Origin of the sequence: Lactococcus ileimucosae, assembly GCF_943193185.1 — a bacterium.
GTDB classification, from domain to species: domain Bacteria; phylum Bacillota; class Bacilli; order Lactobacillales; family Streptococcaceae; genus Lactococcus; species Lactococcus ileimucosae.
Map to the genome: position 1 here is coordinate 36,270 of NZ_CALPDE010000002.1, position 19,249 is coordinate 55,518.

The following is a 19,249-nucleotide window of genomic DNA, read 5'->3' on the forward strand; positions in this document are numbered from 1 at the left end:
TAAACGTAACATTAGAAATGTATATGTAATGAAAATCCAAAAGTAAATGTTACGCCAAAGGAGGAGTTTATGACACCAGAAAAGAAAAACCAGCGGCGGCTGCGCAACCTCGCACTCCTGTCGCTCCTATTACTCGCAGTAGGCGGCACCTTCGCCTTCCAAGCCTTCAACCAACGGGCCATCAATGACCGGCTGAATGACGTTCAAGTCAATGTCGGTGGCCGTGTCCACGACTACTACAACCGAGACACCGAAAACAAGGACGTCTTCGTGGAAAACTACGGGGAGCGGCCAATCATGGCACGGATACGCCTGTCCGAGTTCCTCGAAACCCGCCAGCGTAACGAAACGGACTTCACGCCTCTGGTCGCAGGGACCAGCCGTGACGATGTAGAAAACTGGACCACATGGATCCCAAGCGCAGGCAATATCAATGACCGAGAAAATAGCAATGCCTCAAATGCCTTTGACCAGTATGCCACACTCACCTTCGGTTGGGAACGTTCCGGTCAAGATGCCCCATGGTATATGCCCACCTTCAACCATGACAACCTGGACTTAAGAACAGCAGCGGCAGGACATGCGCGGGACTGGATCGAAGGGAACGGTGCTACAGATGCGGTCACAGACGGAGCGACACATCCGGGAGACGGAATTGATGCTTACTGGTCAGCAGGCGGCAGCTTTGACAACAGTGGTCCAATCTGGCCGGGAGAAGAAGTGACCAACCAAACCGCTCAGAACTTACAACAGGACCGTGCGCCAATGACCATGAACCAGTGGAGCAACTTGCCTAACGAAGACAAGATAGGCAACTTCTGGGTGGTTGACCAAAACACAGGTTGGGCTTATTGGGCCAACAGACTGGACAGTGAGCAAGCCAGCTCTTACCTGCTTGATGCAGCGGAGATGACAGCTGCCATTGAGGACAAGGTCTTTAACGGCTTTTACTACTATGGGATTCATGTCGAGAGCGGACTAGTCAGTCCTGACCAGCATGAGGAGTTCCTCAATGATGGGGAGCAACACCATGCGGAGCTGGCAGACCTTCTCCGTGGTATCCAGAACGGAGTGATGTATGATGACGGCCCGAACCCACTGCCTAACGAAGACAGTGCACCAGCAGCCTTTGACTTTTCGACCATGCGTCCGGGACGTATCTTTACCATGGCAGGAGAGCAGTATCGTTATCTTGAAGATATGGGTTCTGGTAATCATATGATTATCCGGAATGAAACTATAGGAAATAGACCTTTTACAATGCATAATACTGTGCTCACTGGGTGGTACGATAATCTAGATGCAGAAGTTCAGGCTATGGTACAACCAGTTTCAGATGATTTTATTACAGGAAATCTCCCACGTGAAGATTTCCAATTCGCACCTGGTGTTTGGTATCCCATTCTAGATTCTTTCCCAGAAGTTAGAGATGATAACACTCAAGTTGACATAACTGGTAGCCCACAAGCGTTCTCACTTTCTATGGCGGATATGATACGATTATCATCACAACCAGGACAGGCTTTTCATAATCAAATGCAACGTGTAGGGGTTGGAAATACTTGGTGGTGGCTTCGTACCCCCTCAGGTTCAGGAAACGCTTGGGAGATATTTAACCGACGAAGTGACTTCCCTAATGCTTGGTCCCACTTCCACTCTCGTTCTATAAACAGTTTAGATGTACTTGGTGGATTCCGCCCCGCCCTAATAATAAATCCATCCGCAACCTAAGAAATTAAAAAAGAAACTAGACACTTGTGGTCTAGTTTTTTCATCAAAAAATAAGCAATAAAAAAATTGCACTAATGAAAGGGCATACAATTTGTGTTTTAAATGACGAGTTTTTCAATTATAATAAATATAGAGTCAATCATTAAAGAAGAATAACAAAGGAGACATATGATTATACAACTGTCTTTGAGACAGATAAACATCTTGCTTTATTTGCTCAAAGCTAAAGGAGCCTCCACTTCAAGTGAGTTGGCGCAATCCTTTGATATTTCTGTACGAACCATCAAAAATGAAATCGTAGCCATTAAGGATTATCTTCGTTCTCAGGGAGAAGAATTAACATCCCAAAGAGGTCGCGGCTATATGCTGGATATTAAGGAAGGCAAAAAGAAAGAACTGATTGATTTTCTCCAATCAACAGAACGATTTTCTTCCTTTATGGATCATAAAAGAAGAGCCAATCAGATTTGTCTGGACTTGTTTTTATCAGAAAAGCCGATTATCAGCAGTTATTGGGCGGAGAAATTTTGGGTCAGCCAGAACACAATTTTTAATGACATCATGATTTTGGAAAAAGAAATTAAAGAATTTTTCGTCTTTATAGAAAGTAATCAATACGGCTATAGCTTGTCGGGAGATGAAATAAGGATTCGGAATTTATTGTCCAGTGTCTGGCAGACGGAGTTTACAAACTATGACATCTCTAACCTGATGACCCGAGTGGAAATGGGGAATGACGACTATGATGAATACTCGCTTATTTCAAATGAAAAGCTCAAAGAGATTTATAAAGTCGTCGTCAGGTACACAACAGAGCACTTTACCAGCTTGACAAAAGAAGTTGATAATTACGCTATTTTTTCCTTGATTATTCGTTTGTGTCTTTCCATATCCCGAATGAAAATCAATAAAAGGTTTCAAACCTCTGAAAAAGTGGACAGTGGTGAAGATGCGTTGAGAAAATATTTGGCACAGGTTTATCATCACTTTGACTTGGAAATGACACGGGAGGAGGTACGTTATGTTTTAAGTGAGCAAGGGGGGATGGACAAGGTCGATGTGAACGCCTTTACGACCTGTATCATCCAGAGCGTGAGTCAGAGTATAAACTTTAATTTTGAGAAGGATTCACAGCTCTTCCAAAATCTATATACACACTTTTCTTTACGCTTTTCAAAGGAAAACATGTACCTCAATGAATATAATCCCTTTGTGCATGAAATAAAAAAGAAGCAAGAAAAGATCTTTCTTGCCGTAAAACAAGCGTTGAAAGAGAATTTTCCTCAAAACTTTGACTTCGATGATTCTTTTGTCGCTTACGTTGCCTTGCACTTCATTGCTTCTAAAGAAAGGGAAACACTTTATGGTAAGAAAATTCAAGTGCTTTATGTTTGTTCTACCGGGGTCGGTGTTGCTTCCTTCATCCAACAAAAGATAGCCAAAGAAGTTCAAGGCATTGAGATTGTCGGTTTTGCTTCAGTGATTAACTGCCGGCGCTTTGTGGAAAAGCTCCAGCCTGACTTAGTTATCTCTGTTTTCCCTATTGATAATATTGCCGTACCAGTCATTGAAGTCGAAGCTCTGGTGAGTAAGGGAGATTTACTTTCTATTCAGGAGCAAGTTAATTTATTATTAAACGCGGGTTTAGGAAGTGAAAGTGACCGCTTTTCAAAGCAGGGAGGAAAAGAGAAGAGTGAAGAGATGAGCCGTAACGTTATCTTTTATGGCTATATGATTTATGAGGAGCTGACTTTACTGCTCAAAGATAAACTCAATCCAGAGTATAAAGAAGGTTTCCTGCTCCACGTCCTCCTCATGGTTCATCGGGTAATGTTTGAACAGCAATATCAAGAATTTGGCAAGTTGGACGATGCGCAATTTACAGAACAAGTCAGAGAAGTCTTTCGCACACGGGACTTAGAAATTAACGATGCAGAAATATTTGCCCTTACGCAGTATTTTAATAAAGCATCAGAGAGGAATGAATGAACACAGTAGAAAAATGTATACAGGAGCAAGTTGTCTCCGGCGACATCGAGGCGCTGAAAGCTCTTGTATCCGAGATTGAACAAGTATTTGTAAGAGAAAACCTGTCAGCAAGTGAGTTGCAATGGAAAGTGATGATCAATCACTTTGATGCTGTTATTGCGCGGCAACTGTCTGGTGAGAAGCTGCCCGAAATGGACAGCAGTCTCTTTGCTGATCTGAGTGAGCAGTCAATGCAGCTTGCTCGAGAAGTTGCAGGCAGTATCAAGGACGTTGATGAGAGTGAAATTTTTCTTATCGCTGTCCATGTGGAAAATGTTTTAGGAAATATTAATTAATAAAAAATGGAGGAACATAAAATGGTAAAAATCGTCATCGGAGATCGTATGGGTAAAGGGCAAAACATTGCCAAAGGTATTGAAGCTGCAGGGGGAGAAGCTCTTGTTATCCCTGGAATGGCGGCTGATATGCGCCTAGGGGATGTCATGAAAAAAGAAGGGGCTGATATGGGCTTGTCTTTCTGTGGCTCAGGTGGAGCGGGTGCTTTAACAGCAGCGACGAAATATGGTTATAGTGAACGTCACGGCATGCGTTCTGTGCAAGAGGGAGTGACTGCTGTAGAAGAAGGCATCCAAGTTTTAGGCTTTGGCTTTATGGACACAGAAGAGCTTGGGATGGCTTTGACTGAAGCTTATAAGAAAAAACACGGGGCATAAATATGTTGAAAGTACAAAGAAGAGTTGTTGTGGAAGGCAAAGGCAATTCTAAAAAAGCAGCCTTTGCTAGTGCTTTGAATAAAATCCAAGGCGAGATTATCAAAAACAATGAAGATGTCCTGTTAAGGATCGAGCCAAACGATATCCGCGTGCTCAAAGCACAGAAAAGAGAATGGACAGAAAAATTCTTCTTTTTCTTCATGCCAAGACAAAAGGAAGAATATCAAGTGACTCTGGAAGTTCTTGTGGACTTACAGATAATCGAAATGGCAACGGTCAATTTTACAGAAACACGTCAAGAAGTACAAGGAATAAAAATTCCGATTATTAATAAAGTTATTTAAAAAAGGAGAAGAATTATCTTATGGATATTATCGTTATCTTAAAATCACTTGTCATAGGTGGTTTATTAGGATTTTCAGCAGGGATGGGCGCAGCAAGAATGTTCCACATCCCGACAACGCAAGGTTTGGGAGCTTTTCGTACAATGGGGGAAATGAACGCCTGTGAAGGAGATGCCGCATCGCATTTCTCATTTGGTTTGGGCTTCTTCTTTAATGCTTGGGCCTCTGCCGTGGGTGCCGGAGCTTTCACGCAAGATGTAACGCATCGTATCTTGCCAAACTGGGCAGCCGCTTCGCTTCTCGCACGTAATAAAAATGTTGAAGAAACGGTGCACAACCCAAAGAAAATGGCTATTGCTGGCGCAATTTTTGGCGCTATTGTTGTAACTTTTTTGAACTCGACAGCAACGGCTATTCCTGAAGGCTTGAAAGTTTCCGCAGTAGCTGTCTTAGTACCTGCAGCGACAATGTTGATCAACTTTGTTATGCCGATTGTTTTCTGGCTGGCAGCTCTTGATGCTGGGAAGCGTACAGGGTTCTGGGCAACCTTATTTGGGGGTATTGCACAACTTATCATGGGGAATGCAGTACCGGGTGTCGTCTTGGGTATCCTTATCGGTAAAGGTGTTGATGAAGGTGGCTGGAGCAAGCTGACGAAGATTATCTTTATTGCAGTCATTCTGTTGTTCATCTTCTCCGCTTTCTTCCGAGGAATTGACTTACAGGCTTTGGATCAGTTTAATCTACCGCATCCAGTTTGGCTTGAAGATTTACATGATTTAGTAACAGTAAGATAAAGTGAGGTGAAATATAATGCAAGAAAATGATTTGATGAAAGAAAAAAGTTTTTGGTTTGCGGATTGGGCGTTTCCAATCTTAGTGGGGATTATGGCGGCAGCTGTATTTGCCGGGACACATATGTATGTGACCTATGGCGTCGGCGCTTTTAATGAAGTTTCAATCGTTGCCATGTTAAAAGCCGGATTAGATGGTGAATCTTATGGTGCGGCTGCAGCTTTTGGTGCAAGTTTCCTCTTTGCGCGTGTTTTAGAAGGCTCACTGGTCGGTATTTTGGACTTGGGTGGTTCTATCTTAACGGGTGTAGGTATTGGGATTCCAGCCATGTTTCTAGCTGCGGGTATTACAGGTCCTGTTGACAGTTTCCCACTTGCTTTACTCACAGGTGGTGTTATCGGCGCTATTATCGGTGGTGTGATTATCTTGATTCGTAAGTTTACCTTGGGTTCAGGTGAAACCACCTTTGGTGCGGATATCATGATGGGAGCAGGAAATTCTGCAGGGCGTTTCTTGGGGCCGCTTATCGTTTTGTATGCCACAACTGCCTCAATCCCTGTAGGAATCGGCTCAATTATCGGTGCAATTATCTTTTACAAATGGGATAAACCAATTGCAGGTGGTGCAATTCTTGGTGCAATGATCATGGGAGCTTTCTTCCCTGTCGTTGCACAAGGCTAAAGGAGACCTAAATGTTTGATTTACTTGTTAAAAATGCCCAAGATCTGAAAGGAAATCCTTTGGAAATAGCGGTCAAGTCGGGCAAGATTGTTGACCTAGGGGAGCATCTACAGGGAAAGGCGAAGGAAGTTTTTGATGCCGAGGGCGCCTATGTCTCTGCCGGATGGATTGATTCGCATGTGCACTGTTTTGAAAAGATGGACTTGTATTATGACTATCCTGACGAGATTGGAGTAGCGACAGGTGTAACAACAGTTATTGATGCAGGCTCCTCAGGTGAAGCTAATATCAAGGACTTTTATGAGATTGCAAAAAAAGCTAAAACAAACGTTCTTGCTCTGCTTAATATTTCGAAACATGGTATCGTCACACAGGATGAACTTTCGGATTTGTCACTTGTTGATGAGGCGAAAAATATGGAGCGCATTAAAGAACTTCCTGAATTCATTGTGGGAATCAAAGCCCGCATGTCCAAAACAGTCATTGGACAGAACGGCATTGTACCTTTACAAATGGCGAAGAAACTACAAAGTAAAGTGAATTTACCTTTGATGGTTCATATTGGCTCTGCGCCACCAAAACTTGAGGATGTCTTGCAAGAGCTAGAGGCAGGAGATATTGTCACGCATTGCTTTAATGGCAAGGAAAACGGGATTTTAGCTACAAGTGATGAGATTAAAGATTTTGCTCTAGAAGCCTATCGTCGTGGCATCATTTTTGATATCGGACATGGGACAGACAGTTTCAACTTTAAGGTTGCACAAGTTGCCAGGGAGGAAGAAGTAAGCGCACAAAGTATTTCGACAGACATCTATATCCGTAACCGTAAAAACGGTCCTGTTTATGATTTGGCGACAACTTTATCAAAACTTTTAAAAGTCGGCTATTCACTTGAGGAACTGATTTCAGCTGTGACAACTGCTCCCGCTAAAAATTTCAACTTGGCAAACAAAGGAAGTTTAGAAGTGGGGAAAGACGGCGACCTGACCTTCTTCAAACTTGAAGACAAGCAGGCGGAACTTGTAGATTCTAACGGAAATATTCAGCAAAGTGAGCAACTTTTTAGCCCTGTTGCTTGTACTGTTGCGGGAATACTCTATCATGAAAGAGAGAAGAAATAATTTGGACAATATACATAAGAAATTTAAGCTCAAACAAGTAATCAATGCCAGTGGGAAAATGACCATCTTAGGTGTATCAAAGGTCTCTGACCAAGTTGCTCAAGCACAAAAATTAGCAGGGCAAGCCTTTTTTGAAATGAATGACTTGACGGAAAAAACCGGCTATTATATTGCAGATTTGGTCGGCGCCGAAAATGCCACGGTTGTTTCAAGTGCTTCTGCAGGAATTGCTCAATCTGTCGCAGCCCTTATCGGCCAAGGAGACAAATATCATGCTGTTCATCCTTTTACAGATCGTATCCAAAAGCGTGAAATTGTCTTACCCAAAGGTCATAATGTGAATTACGGAACCGGTGTTCAAGTCATGGTGGAGCTTGGGGGCGGACGAGTTGTCGAAGCCGGCTGGGCAAATCAATGTTCTGCGCAACAAGTAGAACTGGAAATCACAGATAAAACGGCAGCTCTTCTGTATATCAAGAGCCATCATACTGTGCAAAAATCAATGCTTACAGTAGCTCAACTGGCTGAGGTTGCCCAAAAGCACAATCTTCCATTGATTGTTGATGCAGCTGCCGAAGAAGACTTGACCACCTACTACCAAGCAGGTGCTGACTTAGTCATTTACTCCGGTGCAAAAGCACTTGAAGCACCATCATCAGCCATGGTCATCGGCAAAGACAAGTATGTAAAATGGGTCCAGTTGCAAGGGCAAGGCATCGGCCGTTCAATGAAAATCGGCAAAGACAATATCATTGGCTTTGTGACTGCACTAGAGCACTATCTCGCAACAGAAAGTGAGTCTGAAAGCAGTCAAAAAGCGCGATTAGCGCCATTTATTAGCGGACTTAATGAGATTTCAGGAATTACTGCACATATCGTGCAGGACAGTGCGGGCCGACTTATCTTTAGAGCCAGCATCAAGGTTGAATCAGACTCTATGAATGCGCTGGAAGTTATTGACAAGCTTAAAGAAGGCGACACAGCTGTCTATACACGAGAATACCAAGCCAATAATGGAATCATCGAGTTTGACATCCGCGCAGTTGATGAAGCAGAAATGCAGCGCATTGTTGATAAGCTTAAAGCAATTATGGAATAAAAGAGGAGAAAAATGAAAAAAACACCAAATTATTTAGAAGACCGTCTTTGCCTAAATGTATTAGCAGGCTCTGTAGAAAATGCCCAAGAAATATATGAGGCAGCAGAAGGGCACGTTGTTGTGGGTGTACTGTCTAAAAATTATGCCACAGATGAAGCAGCGATTGAAGACATGAAACGCTACATTGCTGTCACGGATAATGCGCTCTCTGTTGGCCTAGGTGCAGGCGATCCGAACCAATCGCAGATGGTTTCTCGTCTTTCAGCTGTTTTACAGCCGCAACATGTTAATCAAGTTTTCACAGGAGTCGCAACCAGTCGTGCACTTTTGGGACAAGACGATACAGTCGTTAATGGCTTGATTTCCCCAACAGGAAAAGTCGGCTATGTAAATATCGCCACAGGACCTTTAAGCTCCCAAGCACCAGAAGCAGTTGTCCCAGTTGAAACAGCTATCCGCCTTCTCCAAGATATGGGTGGCTCTTCTGTAAAATTCTTCAATATGAAAGGCTTAGAGCATATTGAAGAATACAAAGTTGTTGCTGCAGCTTGTGCCAAGTATGACTTTTACTTGGAACCAACGGGCGGTATTGACTTAGAAAACTTTGAAGAGATTGTCCAGATTGCCGTGGATGCCGGCGTTAAGAAAATTATCCCACATGTTTACAGCTCCATTATTGATAAGGAAACAGGAAATACGCGAGTAGAAGATGTTAAAGTTTTGCTTGAGATGATGAAGAAAAGTTTATAAAATTTAGTATCTTCTGGGGTGGTAGATGAAAATCTACTGCTTTTTTTATGAAAAAAAGCCATAGAAATAGACACACATACTTATTGTCTATTTTTATAAACTTTACTGCTGTATTTTATTTCTTGTCATTCTCACATTGACCATATCCGCAGGTGATAAGCTCAGCAGATAGAGAAATTTTTTCTGAAAAAGTGAGACAGGTTCGGGGCTATCATCGGTTAGCCAAGTAGACAGAATGGATAAAAATTCTTTTAAGAGAATGTTCGCGAGATAGGCGTTGGAAAAAATATCCTTTTTGCCAATTTTATTAAGGTAAGCTTCTATAACGGGCACATATTTTTCTTGTAGAAAATTTAACCAGTTTGGGTCAACATTTGTTTCACAGAGAATTTTTATCCAATCTTTTCTGACATATAGAAGTGGAAGGAGAGTATGAGATACAAATTTTACAATATTTGTGTTTGTACCCATCATAAATTTTTCTATTTCATCGTCTATGTCTTTATCAATTAAAAAGTGGATTTTTTCGATAATATCTTCCATGTTATCAAAATGATAACGATAAATAGACTCTCTCCTTAAACCTGCTTGGTCTGCAATCATCTGCAGCGTCAATTTTTGATTAGGATATTTCTGAGCGGCTTGAAAAAAGGCATCGATTATCTTTTTTTGACTGTCGCTTATAATAATTATGATAAACTCCCTTCACTGAAAATATGTTCGTTGGGATTATATAAACTCCTCTTCCCCATTATTTATTTGAAATTTTAATGTTAACCAATTATAACAAAAAAAGTTTTATTGGTCTAATGAACTTTAGATACGAAATAGAAAAAGGAAACAGCTTGTGTCCTTAAAATGGAATCAAGGATTAATGAAAGCCATGGTTATGGGAAAAGAGATTTACATAAGGGTAAAAAAGTGCACACTGTGTGAACATTGACTTGTTGTATCATTCACAATAGAATGCTAGACTGAAAAGGTAAATGGATTTTAGAAAGGATTTAGTCCGGTGTAATCAAGTTGTTGATGATATAACTTGATTGACTCATTAGAGACTGAGAATTCGGATAATATGGATATACTTTTTTGATTAGTCTAGGGAGCTGGTGTAAGGGTAGGGAGGCATATGAAAAACTTTTCGTTTAAAATAGAAGAAATATTTATTGATTCAGCTAGCATAACTGAAGAAAAAAGCAGATATTATTCTTCAGAAAAAGAAATTGATTCAAGTTATTTAGAGGAATGGCGTTCAGCTCGAACACTATTGAATGATAATTATTTTAAGGAGATGTTAGAAATTAAGAATACTTCTTTACAAGAATTTTCGTTTGCTCTCCAGCCTTTGGGGATAGGAAATTATAAAGAGGTTCAATGGTTTAAAAGATTTAAAAATATAATTGATATTTTTGATTATAGTATTGTTGATTTCTCAGATGGTATCGTGATGTTTTACTTGCCGTTTCTTACTTTTTTGAAAAATCAAATATCAGAAGCAACTATGGATTTAGGGCAACTGGTCATTTCAGAAGAAATTATCCATTCTCTTGTAGAAGTTGCGGGAACCGAAATGTTCAATATTTTCGGAAAATTAATTGCAATCGAGTTAGAAATATACAAGCATGAAAATAATTTTGAATCAAAAAGCGGCAATGAGAGATTTCAAGAATTTCTTGAAAAAACTTACCCCTCAAAAGATGACTTAGTTTCCTTCTATGCAAAGTATCCAGTTGCAGCGAGAGTAGCAACTGAGAGAATTAATTATTTAATAAATAATTTTAAGAACATGATTCAGAGGATAGATATAGACTTGCCAGAACTAGGTGAAATTTTTCACCTAGAGACGATAGAACTGACAGAAATTCAGCTTTCTACAGGAGATTCTCATCAGCAAGCTAATGCTGTAGCTATTTTAGTATTCAGTAATAAAAAAGTTGTTTACAAGCCTAGAAATTTGGAACTTAGCTTATCGTTTGAGATATTTCTTGACTGGTGTGCCGAAAATTCTAATCTTCTTGACTTGAGGTTTCCTAAAGGGATTTATAAGAAAGAATATTCTTACAATGCGTTTATTGAAAAGAAAAATTGTGCTGATAGCGAGAGTGTAGAAAAGTTTTATACAAGATATGGTTACTTAGTTGCTATCTGCTATCTTTTGGGCATTAATGATCTGCATATGGAAAATATTATTGCAGAAGGTGAATATCCAATCATCATTGATATTGAGACAATGTTCCAGCCTCACTTAATGTTTGAAAAGGAGTCTGTTTTTTCAAAAATAACTCATCATTTACAACTTGATTCTGTTATGAATTCAAGTCTATTGCCCAAAAACCTTAATATTGGCATCAAGAAGGAGGTAGAGCTAAGCGCATTAAATGGTAAGGAAGTAAAAACTAACTCTAAAATTTTTGGCCCAACGGGGATAAACACGGATCAATTCCATTTTGAGCAATAAGATGCTTATTTTAAAGGAGGACATAATATTCCTCAAAATAACGATGATGAAGAGGTTGATTTTCAAGAATACCGCTTAAAAATTTTGGAAGGCTTTCAAGACTTCATGACCTTTGTAATGGGGAGAAAGAAAGAATTTATACAGTTACTGGATGTATTTAAAGGGAAAAAGATTAGGGTACTAACCAAAGGAACGGAACAATACGCGATGATGTTGCGCTATGCTAGCCATCCAAACTATAATTCCGAAATGAAATACAGGGAAAGACTGATGATGAACGCATGGTCCTATCCATATAGGGATAAGCGGATTGTGAGTAGTGAGGTCAAAGATTTAATTTTTAACGACATTCCTATATTTTATGCCTATACTGATTCTACAGCTATTATTGATAGTCGTGATAAGAGCTATGATAATTACTTTAAAAGTTCGGGTATTCAAGATGCGATACAGAGAATTCAAGCGCTTGATCAAACTAAAATAAGAGAGCAATATAAAATTATGCTTTTGGCGCTTGGAGTGTCAGATTCATATTTGAATGAAAAAACTAGATTTATTGCACTCTCAAGAATGACAAGAAAATTTGATTATATAAAAGAATCAGAAAGTATTGCTCGAGATCTTATTAAAGACATGGTACGATTCGAGGATGAGGTTTCTTTTGTGAATTTAGCGACTAATGACGAGCAACATTGGTATCTCGAAGCTAGCGATGGCAGTCTCTATAGTGGTTTAAGTGGTATTGGATTACTGTTTTTAAATCTCTACCAAAAAACAGGTAAGGACGTCTATTTTTCTTACTATAAAAAATTGCTCAACACAGCAATTAAACATTCCAAACACCAGCCTTATAAAGGAGCTTTTGATGGGTGGCTTTCACCTATTTATCCTATGTTGGTTGAATATAAAAATTTTGGAACTCTTGTAGACGAAGAATTTTTAAATCTAACCATTAAAAAGCTAAATGAACTTTCAGACGAGCATGTCCAAAAATTTGAGCAGTTTGATTATATATCCGGATTAGCTGGTATTTTGCGCTTTATAGAAAAAATCAATAACACGTTTGAAGATAAGAAGGTTTCAAATCAAACAATAAAAATTATTGAAGCTATTCTAAAAGAAAAAATTATGCAAAAAGACAAAAGCTTAAATTCGGTAGGCCTCGCTCATGGTCTTTCAGGGATTGCTTTAGCACTCGTTTCAGGTCAAGAAGTAGATAAAGAAGCGATTAAAGACTTGTTTTCCAAAGAAATGTCATTACACATTAAAGATGAAGACAGGTACAAGTGGTGTTGGGGAATCCCTGGCATGATTCAAGCCAGAATAGAAGTTTTGAAACATTTTGAGAATCAAGATATTGAGGAACAGCTTAAACTACTAGTTGCAAAATTTGAAAAAGACCTTGATGATATTCCATTGGATGATACGCTCTGCCATGGAACAGGGGGGATTTTGAAAACTATTGAAGAGCTATATAAGTACAGCTCAGATGATAAATGGCGACTAAAAAGTCAGCAAATTTATGCGAATGTTAAAGAAAATTCACTCTCTAGGGGTTATAAAATAAAAAATCTTTTGGAATCCGATATTAAGGGACTCTTTGATGGGAAAGCTGGGGTAGGAAGCGTTTATTTAGAGGGTCTCTCAAATTTTATGTTGCTAAACCTCGAATGAGTTAAAGGAGTACATTTAACACATTTGATTTTTATATAAAATACACTTTTAAATAAGGTGGGAAAGGAGGAAATATGTCAGAAATTAATACAAACAAAATTGTCGGAGATGCATTTGAAGAGTTAACAATTGCAGAAATGACTCAGGTTCAGGGGACAGGGGATATTGAAATGCGTATAACACCGGTGACCACACCAGCTTGTGCATTTACTGCAGGTGTTCTCGTATCTTATCAAGTAGTAAGAACTATAAAAGGAAGATGTGGAGGACGGTATATTCAGTAGAAATAGGGGAGGTCAAAATATGTCACATATTGATGTTAGTAAAGTTGTTGGTACTTCATTTGAAGAGCTGACGATTTCAGAAATGGTCCAAGTACAAGGTTCAGGAGATGTTCAAGCTCGTACATCACCAGCTTGTTTATATTCAATTGCAGTAACAATAAAGACATCTTCAGTTTGGTGTGCAGGAGCATCCGTTGGGGCAGTAATTTCCATTGTACGATGTTAATTATTGATTGATTTAAGGAGGTACTCCTCCTTTCAGAGTGTAGACAAATTGCTTTGTGAAACAGTTTTACTGGAACTCTGGAAGTTTGTTTTGTAAATTCTATGCGCTGATTACTCCTCATTTTTGATAGTAAATAACTCAGTGAATGACCAGCTCTCTTGACTAAACGTTTTTTCGTGTCCTTAGGGATTGTCAAGCAATAAAGTCAGTCATAGTCAGGAGGGGACATTTCTGTGCATCATCTTACCAGTAGAAAACTTTCAATGAACATCTGGCCTCGCTCATATTGTTTGTCTATAGCCTGTAAGGAGGTGAGGTGTCCTTCCTTTTTATTACAGTAGCAACTAAAGTAAATTAGTTAATACAAATTATGTAAATATTTTTAAATTAGAAAGAAGGATAATATGTTTTATGAACATTTAGATCAGTCTCTATTGCTTATTTTCTTTGTTATAACGGCGATTTTTTATCTTGTTAATAGAGTTTACCAGGATAAAAAAGAAAAAGAGTATCGTAATGACGATCGCTGGAGAATGATTAAGTTAAAAGCGAAATCAGTTTCAATCGATTATGTAGACCTAGTGATGGTTGGTTTAGGACTACTTTTTATAGGACTGCCCATTACATTTCGTGTTAGTATTCAGATATCTGTAGAGCGTTTAGCTGAAATTACTTTTAATTTGTTAATGCTAAGATCAATGATTGAGTATTTTGCGCTTAGATATTTTGATAAGCGTATGTAACCATTGTATTGTGAAAACGATACAATGAAAAGATGGTCTTTATTATTAAGGAGAAGTATAAAAATGCAAGAAAAGGATTAGAACTATGCTGATGAAATTTAATATTGTAGTACTTTGAAAAGAATATTAAGCAAAGAGGGCATTTCTTGTTTAGCTTGAAATGTTCTCTTTAATCACAGATAGTATAGGGAGGAATACTGAATATGATATTTATTACGATATTGATCACTTTTATATTTTTACTTATTAATTCACTTGAGGGCACCAAAAAAATAAAAAACAAGGATAATGCACAATATAAAAGTTTATTAGTGAAAAGAAATAGTGTCCTCATTAATATTACAGATAGTTTTTTAGTGACACTAGGCATCGTATTAACAACTGTGACATTACCTGGTTTTTGGGGGGATATTTCAATTTTAATTCGTTCAAATGATGTACTCCTAATATTTTTATTTCTTCTTACTACTAGAAGTTTGTTAGGGTATCTTGTGTTGAGATACTATGAAAGGGCTGACTAAATGAAAAAAATATTTATTCTAAACGGGAGTAGAAGAAAAGAGGGGAACACAGCAACTTTTATTTCCAATATTACTGATAAATTGAAAGGGTGTGAAATCGAAATAGCACACCCCCAAGACTTCAATCTGAAAGCATGTAAAGGCGGTGAGGAGTGCTTTCTTGAAGCAGGTTGTGTTGAAAAGGACGACTTGCCAATTTTAGAAGAAAAAATCCTTAGTTCAGATTTATTAATCCTAGCTTCTCCTGTATATCTTCATTACATGACTGGTGAATTAAAAATGATTTTAGATAAATTGGCTTGGTGGGCGCATACGCTACGCTTGCAGGGGAAACCTGTTGTTTTATTGAGCACTTGTTCCACTAATGGACAAGATACGGTGATTAAGCCTTTAGGGGAAATCATGAATTATATGGGTGGAAATGTCATTGCAACAGCTAATGCATCAATGGTGCCTGACCAAATCAATAATCTTGAGTGGCTTGATAGCGTTTCAGAAGAAATATCATCAAGAATTACTAAAAGTATCATAGATTATCCAAAAGCAAATATTTTTACTGAAAAGATATTTAGTGCAAATCGAATATCGATGTTAGAACAAGTAAGTTATTTTGAAGATAATGATATTAAAAATGGGGAACTAGAATTTTGGAAAAGCTCAGGGATGCTTGAATTTGAGACCTTCTCTGAATACTTGGCGTATAGATATCAAAATAAGGAGAGTTAGTTTATGAAGGTGCGCTTCCAACAACAAAGTGAGCATTCTGAATGTGGTTTGGCTTGCGCAACAATGATGATTGACTACTTTGTTAAGAAAGTAAATATTGTCGAACTAAGAGAAAAGTATGGTGTCCCCAATGGCGGCTACAATCTTTTTCAAATAGGAAGTGTTTTAGAGGAGTATGGCGTTGTGTCGAAGGCTGCGAGAATTAACGCAGAATCTGTGCAATCAATTCCAACTCCTTTTATTGCTTTCTGGGACTTGAAGCATTTTGTGGTGATAGAAAAAATCATAAGAAAGACTATTCATGTTGTTGATCCAGCTTTGGGAAAAAGAAAGCTGTCTTTTGAGGCTTTTAAAGAACATTTTTCAGAGGTGGTGCTCTATTCTACAAATGACGGGCATAGAAGCAGGAAAATTTCTAAAATAAATAATACTCTCAAAGAAAGTATTTTAGAAAATAAAAATTTATTAGTCGTTACTTTTAGTTTTTCTTTTCTTTCCCACTGCGTAAGCTTACTTATTCCATTCGTAATTCAAAGCATTATTGATTCAAGTGCTAAAATGCCTTTTCAATCTTTTTTGATAGGGATTATATTGATGATTGTTTCTTACTTTGTTATTAACATGGTAAAAATAAGGCTTTTAGTGAGGCTTCAAACAAGAATAGACAAAACCTTACTTGGAAATACGATTCACCAACTCTTACGCCTTCCTTATTCATATTTTGTCAACCGAAGTAAAGGAGAACTGATTTATAGAATTAATTCAAATTCTTATATTAGACAAATTCTTGTTGATCAAGTGCTAGAGTTGGTTTTAAGCTTCTTATTTCTTGTTGTTTATATATTCATTATGTTTTGGATGAATATGTTTTTAGCGCTAATCACAATAATTATCGTAATCATACTGATGGGTATTTCGATAATTAACGCCAAAATTAATCAGAAAATTGTACAAAATCAGATGGTTGTCATGACTAAATCACAAGATATAGTTAACGAGATGATAAATAATATCTTCACAGTCAAGGCGACCAATTCCTACGAATATATTTACAAGAATTGGAGTGAGAATTTTGGACAACAAATCATTATGGAGAGAACGAAAGCAAAGTATTCTTCAATCCTGACAAATATTCCAAACAGTATTCAAAGTTTTTATCCGCTTATTATTTTTTTCTTTGGATACTTGATGATACAAAGCCAAGAGATGACACTAGGTGCTGTCGTGGCCTTTAGCTCAATCGGGGTTATGTTTTTGACGCCAGTACTATCTATTACGAATGTCTATAATCAACTGTTGATGATAAAGGTGTATATTGATAGGTTACTGGATATCTTAGAAACGAAGCAAGAACGTGATAATGGTGAATTTACGCTTGAGAATTATACTGGAAAGATTGATTTAGAGAATGTCACTTATAGATATAGTCGTTTTTCTGAAGAGGCTATAAAAAATGTTTCTTTATCAATTGAACCCCATCAAAAAATTGCTATTGTCGGAGCTAGCGGTTCAGGTAAGTCCACGCTCCTTAAAGTAATGGCTAACCTATTTCCAGTTGAGAGTGGGAAAGTTTACTATGATGATGTTGAACATGAAAAAATAGTACTTAAAAAATTCCGAAAAAATCTTGGAATTGTTCTTCAGGAGAATATTTTGTTCAGCGGTACTTTTAGAGAGAATATCCTTATGGGGAGAAAATTCACGGATGATGAGCTGTTAAGGAGTATTCAAATTGCAAATTTAGATGAGCTTGTTGCCTCGTTCCCTCTGGGTGTAGAAACTAAAATTTCGGAAAATGGTCAAAACTTCTCCGGAGGACAGAGGCAACGTATATCAATTGCCAGAACAGTTATTTCTCAACCGAAGGCGATTTTTATGGATGAACCCACAAGTGGTTTGGACAACATTACTGAAAAAATTGTGATGGCCAATATATTTAAACTTCCTGCAACGGTAATCGTTGTGGCACACAGATTGTCTATGATTGCAGAGTTTGACCAAGTGATTGTTATGGAAGCAGGAAAAATTGTTGGAGAAGGTACACATCAGGAGCTTTTAGAGACTTGTCAAGAATATCAGAAGTTATATAAAATATCCGAATATCCTATTGTTCTTTAGTGAACTTGAAAGGAGGCAGTAAAAATCTGTTTTGTCTTTTTATTCTGAAAAAAGAAATCCCAGAACTAAAATTAAACCATAAAAAACTGCAGATATTCTTTATGAATTTAATATGATGTTACATTTCTTGGAAAAGAGATTGATATGACAAAGAAAAATTTACTTAAAATAATTTCACTCATCCTGCTGGTCTATATGTTGATAGCTGTACTCTCTTTATATAAAAATAAGCAAAACAAAATATACCTAGAGGCTAACAATTTATACACAAAAAACGCACTTAAAACAAGTGGTAATTACAGTAAGATGCTTGATGAAAATAGTATCAATTCAAAGGTTTTTAAAGTTCTTTCAGAAGAGAATCATATTAGAGCACTTGAATTTAAAGGCAATAGATCAGACTTCCCCGTATATGTGGGGAGGAATTTTAAAAAAGATGAAAGAAAAGCTCTAGTAGGTTCAACAGTTCCACTGGAGGAGCATCATGGTGTTAAATATTTTTCTTATAATGAAAAATTATACGAGGTAATTGGGTATCTGGGTTCAAGCAAGGACAGTATTCTTTCAGATGAAGTGATAATAAAAGATGAATCCTTATTTTCAAAGAATAAAAATGAAAATATTATTATTGATAGCCCAGACAGTGTCAATGTCTCTGCACCAAACTATAAGGTCAGTAATAATTTAGGAAGGCGAAGTAACATAGATTATATTACACCCCTTATTACTTATATGGTTGTATTGTCAATAGGCTTCATTTCTTTAATCATAGGCGTGTTGTCATGGCTGTATAGTAAAACATATGCTGAGGTCATGTTCTTAAAAGGAAAGTCCCCTAAAAAGATACGGATAGTGCTCTTATTTAAAGTGCTTTTAGTGTTTTTAGTCACGAATGTATTTTGTATTGTATTATCAAAATTGTTTGTGAAATCCAGCATAGAGCTGTATTTATTACTGCCTTCTATGCTTATAATTATTATTGGATTGGTCACAAGTTCTCACCTTCTAAAAAGGGGAATTAAATGAAAAATTTATACTTTGACTTAAAGCAAAACGTTGTACTTATTGCTTTGAAATCAACACTGATTTCTTTCCTATTTATATTTTTTTATATTTGTATCTCCTTCATGCATTCAAGCAATGAAGCTATAGATCGGGAATTTTCAGATGCTCAAAAAGAAAACATGTATGATTAGTCGATACTTTGCATGATCCCAATGATTTTTCTAAATTTAGAGAGGATATTTCCTCTATAAACCATGTTGCTGACTTTTAC

18 protein-coding genes and 1 pseudogene are annotated in these 19,249 nt (G+C 37.7%); 18 read left to right on the plus strand and 1 reads right to left on the minus strand.

All coding sequences use genetic code 11. The features are described 5' to 3' along the window. Window positions 1-69 precede the first annotated feature (69 nt). The 10 genes from NFR51_RS01215 (at window position 70) to dagF (ending at window position 9,223) form a co-directional block, all read left to right on the plus strand. Window positions 70-1,731 (plus strand): hypothetical protein, encoded by a 1,662-nt coding sequence (locus NFR51_RS01215; protein ID WP_251711952.1) that lies wholly within the window; start codon window positions 70-72, stop codon window positions 1,729-1,731. A 168-nt stretch (window positions 1,732-1,899) separates the two neighbouring features. Next, the gene (locus NFR51_RS01220) at window positions 1,900-3,720 is read left to right on the plus strand and encodes an HTH domain-containing protein (RefSeq protein WP_251711953.1); all 1,821 of its coding nucleotides are present in this window, start codon (window positions 1,900-1,902) and stop codon (window positions 3,718-3,720) included. Next, window positions 3,717-4,055 (plus strand): hypothetical protein, encoded by a 339-nt coding sequence (locus tag NFR51_RS01225; RefSeq protein WP_251711954.1) that lies wholly within the window; start codon window positions 3,717-3,719, stop codon window positions 4,053-4,055. The genes NFR51_RS01220 and NFR51_RS01225 overlap by 4 nt, the downstream gene beginning before the upstream one ends. Window positions 4,056-4,076: 21 nt before the next feature. Continuing rightward, complete coding sequence (locus NFR51_RS01230; RefSeq protein WP_202231451.1) at window positions 4,077-4,433, plus strand: SFCGS family glycine-rich protein; 357 nt, start codon at window positions 4,077-4,079, stop codon at window positions 4,431-4,433. Window positions 4,434-4,435: 2 nt separating this feature from the next. Next, window positions 4,436-4,777 (plus strand): DUF4312 family protein, encoded by a 342-nt coding sequence (locus NFR51_RS01235; RefSeq protein WP_251711955.1) that lies wholly within the window; start codon window positions 4,436-4,438, stop codon window positions 4,775-4,777. 20 nt (window positions 4,778-4,797) lie between these two features. After that, window positions 4,798-5,574 (plus strand): DUF4311 domain-containing protein, encoded by a 777-nt coding sequence (locus NFR51_RS01240; protein ID WP_251421677.1) that lies wholly within the window; start codon window positions 4,798-4,800, stop codon window positions 5,572-5,574. Between the two features lie 16 nt (window positions 5,575-5,590). Then, on the plus strand, window positions 5,591-6,253 hold the full coding sequence (locus tag NFR51_RS01245; protein WP_251711956.1) for a DUF4310 family protein: 663 nt from the start codon (window positions 5,591-5,593) through the stop codon (window positions 6,251-6,253). A gap of 11 nt (window positions 6,254-6,264) precedes the next feature. Beyond that, window positions 6,265-7,374 carry an amidohydrolase/deacetylase family metallohydrolase gene (locus NFR51_RS01250; RefSeq protein ID WP_251711957.1) on the plus strand — a complete coding sequence of 370 codons (1,110 nt, stop codon included), beginning with the start codon at window positions 6,265-6,267 and terminating at the stop codon, window positions 7,372-7,374. Next, a complete protein-coding gene (locus NFR51_RS01255; RefSeq protein WP_439108848.1) occupies window positions 7,355-8,473 on the plus strand; it encodes a DgaE family pyridoxal phosphate-dependent ammonia lyase in 1,119 nt (372 codons plus the stop codon). Before NFR51_RS01250 ends, NFR51_RS01255 begins: the two co-directional genes overlap by 20 nt. A gap of 12 nt (window positions 8,474-8,485) precedes the next feature. Then, entirely contained in the window at window positions 8,486-9,223 is a 738-nt protein-coding gene (gene dagF / locus NFR51_RS01260; protein ID WP_251711958.1) for a 2-dehydro-3-deoxy-phosphogluconate aldolase, read from the plus strand. Window positions 9,224-9,325: 102 nt separating this feature from the next. Here the strand turns inward: dagF and NFR51_RS01265 are convergent, their stop codons facing one another. Beyond that, window positions 9,326-9,826, minus strand: coding sequence for a TetR/AcrR family transcriptional regulator (locus tag NFR51_RS01265; RefSeq protein ID WP_251711959.1), 501 nt, complete (start codon window positions 9,824-9,826; stop codon window positions 9,326-9,328). An 844-nt stretch (window positions 9,827-10,670) separates the two neighbouring features. Here NFR51_RS01265 and lanM point away from each other — a divergent pair. The 8 genes and pseudogenes from lanM (at window position 10,671) to NFR51_RS01305 (ending at window position 19,169) form a co-directional block, all read left to right on the plus strand. After that, a pseudogene (lanM, locus tag NFR51_RS01270) lies at window positions 10,671-13,355 on the plus strand (type 2 lanthipeptide synthetase LanM). A 74-nt stretch (window positions 13,356-13,429) separates the two neighbouring features. Continuing rightward, a complete protein-coding gene (locus NFR51_RS01275; protein WP_251711960.1) occupies window positions 13,430-13,639 on the plus strand; it encodes a lichenicidin A2 family type 2 lantibiotic in 210 nt (69 codons plus the stop codon). Between the two features lie 19 nt (window positions 13,640-13,658). Next, window positions 13,659-13,865, plus strand: coding sequence for a lichenicidin A2 family type 2 lantibiotic (locus NFR51_RS01280; protein WP_251711961.1), 207 nt, complete (start codon window positions 13,659-13,661; stop codon window positions 13,863-13,865). Between the two features lie 404 nt (window positions 13,866-14,269). Then, on the plus strand, window positions 14,270-14,608 hold the full coding sequence (locus tag NFR51_RS01285) for a hypothetical protein (RefSeq protein WP_251711962.1): 339 nt from the start codon (window positions 14,270-14,272) through the stop codon (window positions 14,606-14,608). A gap of 521 nt (window positions 14,609-15,129) precedes the next feature. Then, on the plus strand, window positions 15,130-15,855 hold the full coding sequence (locus NFR51_RS01290) for a flavodoxin family protein (protein WP_251711963.1): 726 nt from the start codon (window positions 15,130-15,132) through the stop codon (window positions 15,853-15,855). Window positions 15,856-15,858: 3 nt separating this feature from the next. Continuing rightward, a complete protein-coding gene (locus NFR51_RS01295) occupies window positions 15,859-17,973 on the plus strand; it encodes a peptidase domain-containing ABC transporter (protein ID WP_251711964.1) in 2,115 nt (704 codons plus the stop codon). 144 nt (window positions 17,974-18,117) lie between these two features. Then, entirely contained in the window at window positions 18,118-18,999 is an 882-nt protein-coding gene (locus NFR51_RS01300; RefSeq protein ID WP_251711965.1) for a hypothetical protein, read from the plus strand. Further along, the gene (locus NFR51_RS01305; RefSeq protein WP_251711966.1) at window positions 18,996-19,169 is read left to right on the plus strand and encodes a hypothetical protein; all 174 of its coding nucleotides are present in this window, start codon (window positions 18,996-18,998) and stop codon (window positions 19,167-19,169) included. Before NFR51_RS01300 ends, NFR51_RS01305 begins: the two co-directional genes overlap by 4 nt. The last annotated feature ends 80 nt before the right edge of the window (window positions 19,170-19,249 follow it).

Excerpts from the sequence above, each read along its gene's own strand:
- NFR51_RS01215 (WP_251711952.1), top strand. The coding sequence starts at position 70 with ATGACACCAGAAAAGAAAAACCAGCGGCGGCTGCGCAACCTCGCACTC.
- NFR51_RS01220 (WP_251711953.1), top strand. The coding sequence starts at position 1,900 with ATGATTATACAACTGTCTTTGAGACAGATAAACATCTTGCTTTATTTG.
- NFR51_RS01225 (WP_251711954.1), top strand. The coding sequence starts at position 3,717 with ATGAACACAGTAGAAAAATGTATACAGGAGCAAGTTGTCTCCGGCGAC.
- NFR51_RS01230 (WP_202231451.1), top strand. The coding sequence starts at position 4,077 with ATGGTAAAAATCGTCATCGGAGATCGTATGGGTAAAGGGCAAAACATT.
- NFR51_RS01235 (WP_251711955.1), top strand. The coding sequence starts at position 4,436 with ATGTTGAAAGTACAAAGAAGAGTTGTTGTGGAAGGCAAAGGCAATTCT.
- NFR51_RS01240 (WP_251421677.1), top strand. The coding sequence starts at position 4,798 with ATGGATATTATCGTTATCTTAAAATCACTTGTCATAGGTGGTTTATTA.
- NFR51_RS01245 (WP_251711956.1), top strand. The coding sequence starts at position 5,591 with ATGCAAGAAAATGATTTGATGAAAGAAAAAAGTTTTTGGTTTGCGGAT.
- NFR51_RS01250 (WP_251711957.1), top strand. The coding sequence starts at position 6,265 with ATGTTTGATTTACTTGTTAAAAATGCCCAAGATCTGAAAGGAAATCCT.
- NFR51_RS01255 (WP_439108848.1), top strand. The coding sequence starts at position 7,355 with ATGAAAGAGAGAAGAAATAATTTGGACAATATACATAAGAAATTTAAG.
- dagF (WP_251711958.1), top strand. The coding sequence starts at position 8,486 with ATGAAAAAAACACCAAATTATTTAGAAGACCGTCTTTGCCTAAATGTA.
- NFR51_RS01265 (WP_251711959.1), bottom strand. The coding sequence starts at position 9,826 with ATGATTGCAGACCAAGCAGGTTTAAGGAGAGAGTCTATTTATCGTTAT.
- NFR51_RS01275 (WP_251711960.1), top strand. The coding sequence starts at position 13,430 with ATGTCAGAAATTAATACAAACAAAATTGTCGGAGATGCATTTGAAGAG.
- NFR51_RS01280 (WP_251711961.1), top strand. The coding sequence starts at position 13,659 with ATGTCACATATTGATGTTAGTAAAGTTGTTGGTACTTCATTTGAAGAG.
- NFR51_RS01285 (WP_251711962.1), top strand. The coding sequence starts at position 14,270 with ATGTTTTATGAACATTTAGATCAGTCTCTATTGCTTATTTTCTTTGTT.
- NFR51_RS01290 (WP_251711963.1), top strand. The coding sequence starts at position 15,130 with ATGAAAAAAATATTTATTCTAAACGGGAGTAGAAGAAAAGAGGGGAAC.
- NFR51_RS01295 (WP_251711964.1), top strand. The coding sequence starts at position 15,859 with ATGAAGGTGCGCTTCCAACAACAAAGTGAGCATTCTGAATGTGGTTTG.
- NFR51_RS01300 (WP_251711965.1), top strand. The coding sequence starts at position 18,118 with ATGACAAAGAAAAATTTACTTAAAATAATTTCACTCATCCTGCTGGTC.
- NFR51_RS01305 (WP_251711966.1), top strand. The coding sequence starts at position 18,996 with ATGAAAAATTTATACTTTGACTTAAAGCAAAACGTTGTACTTATTGCT.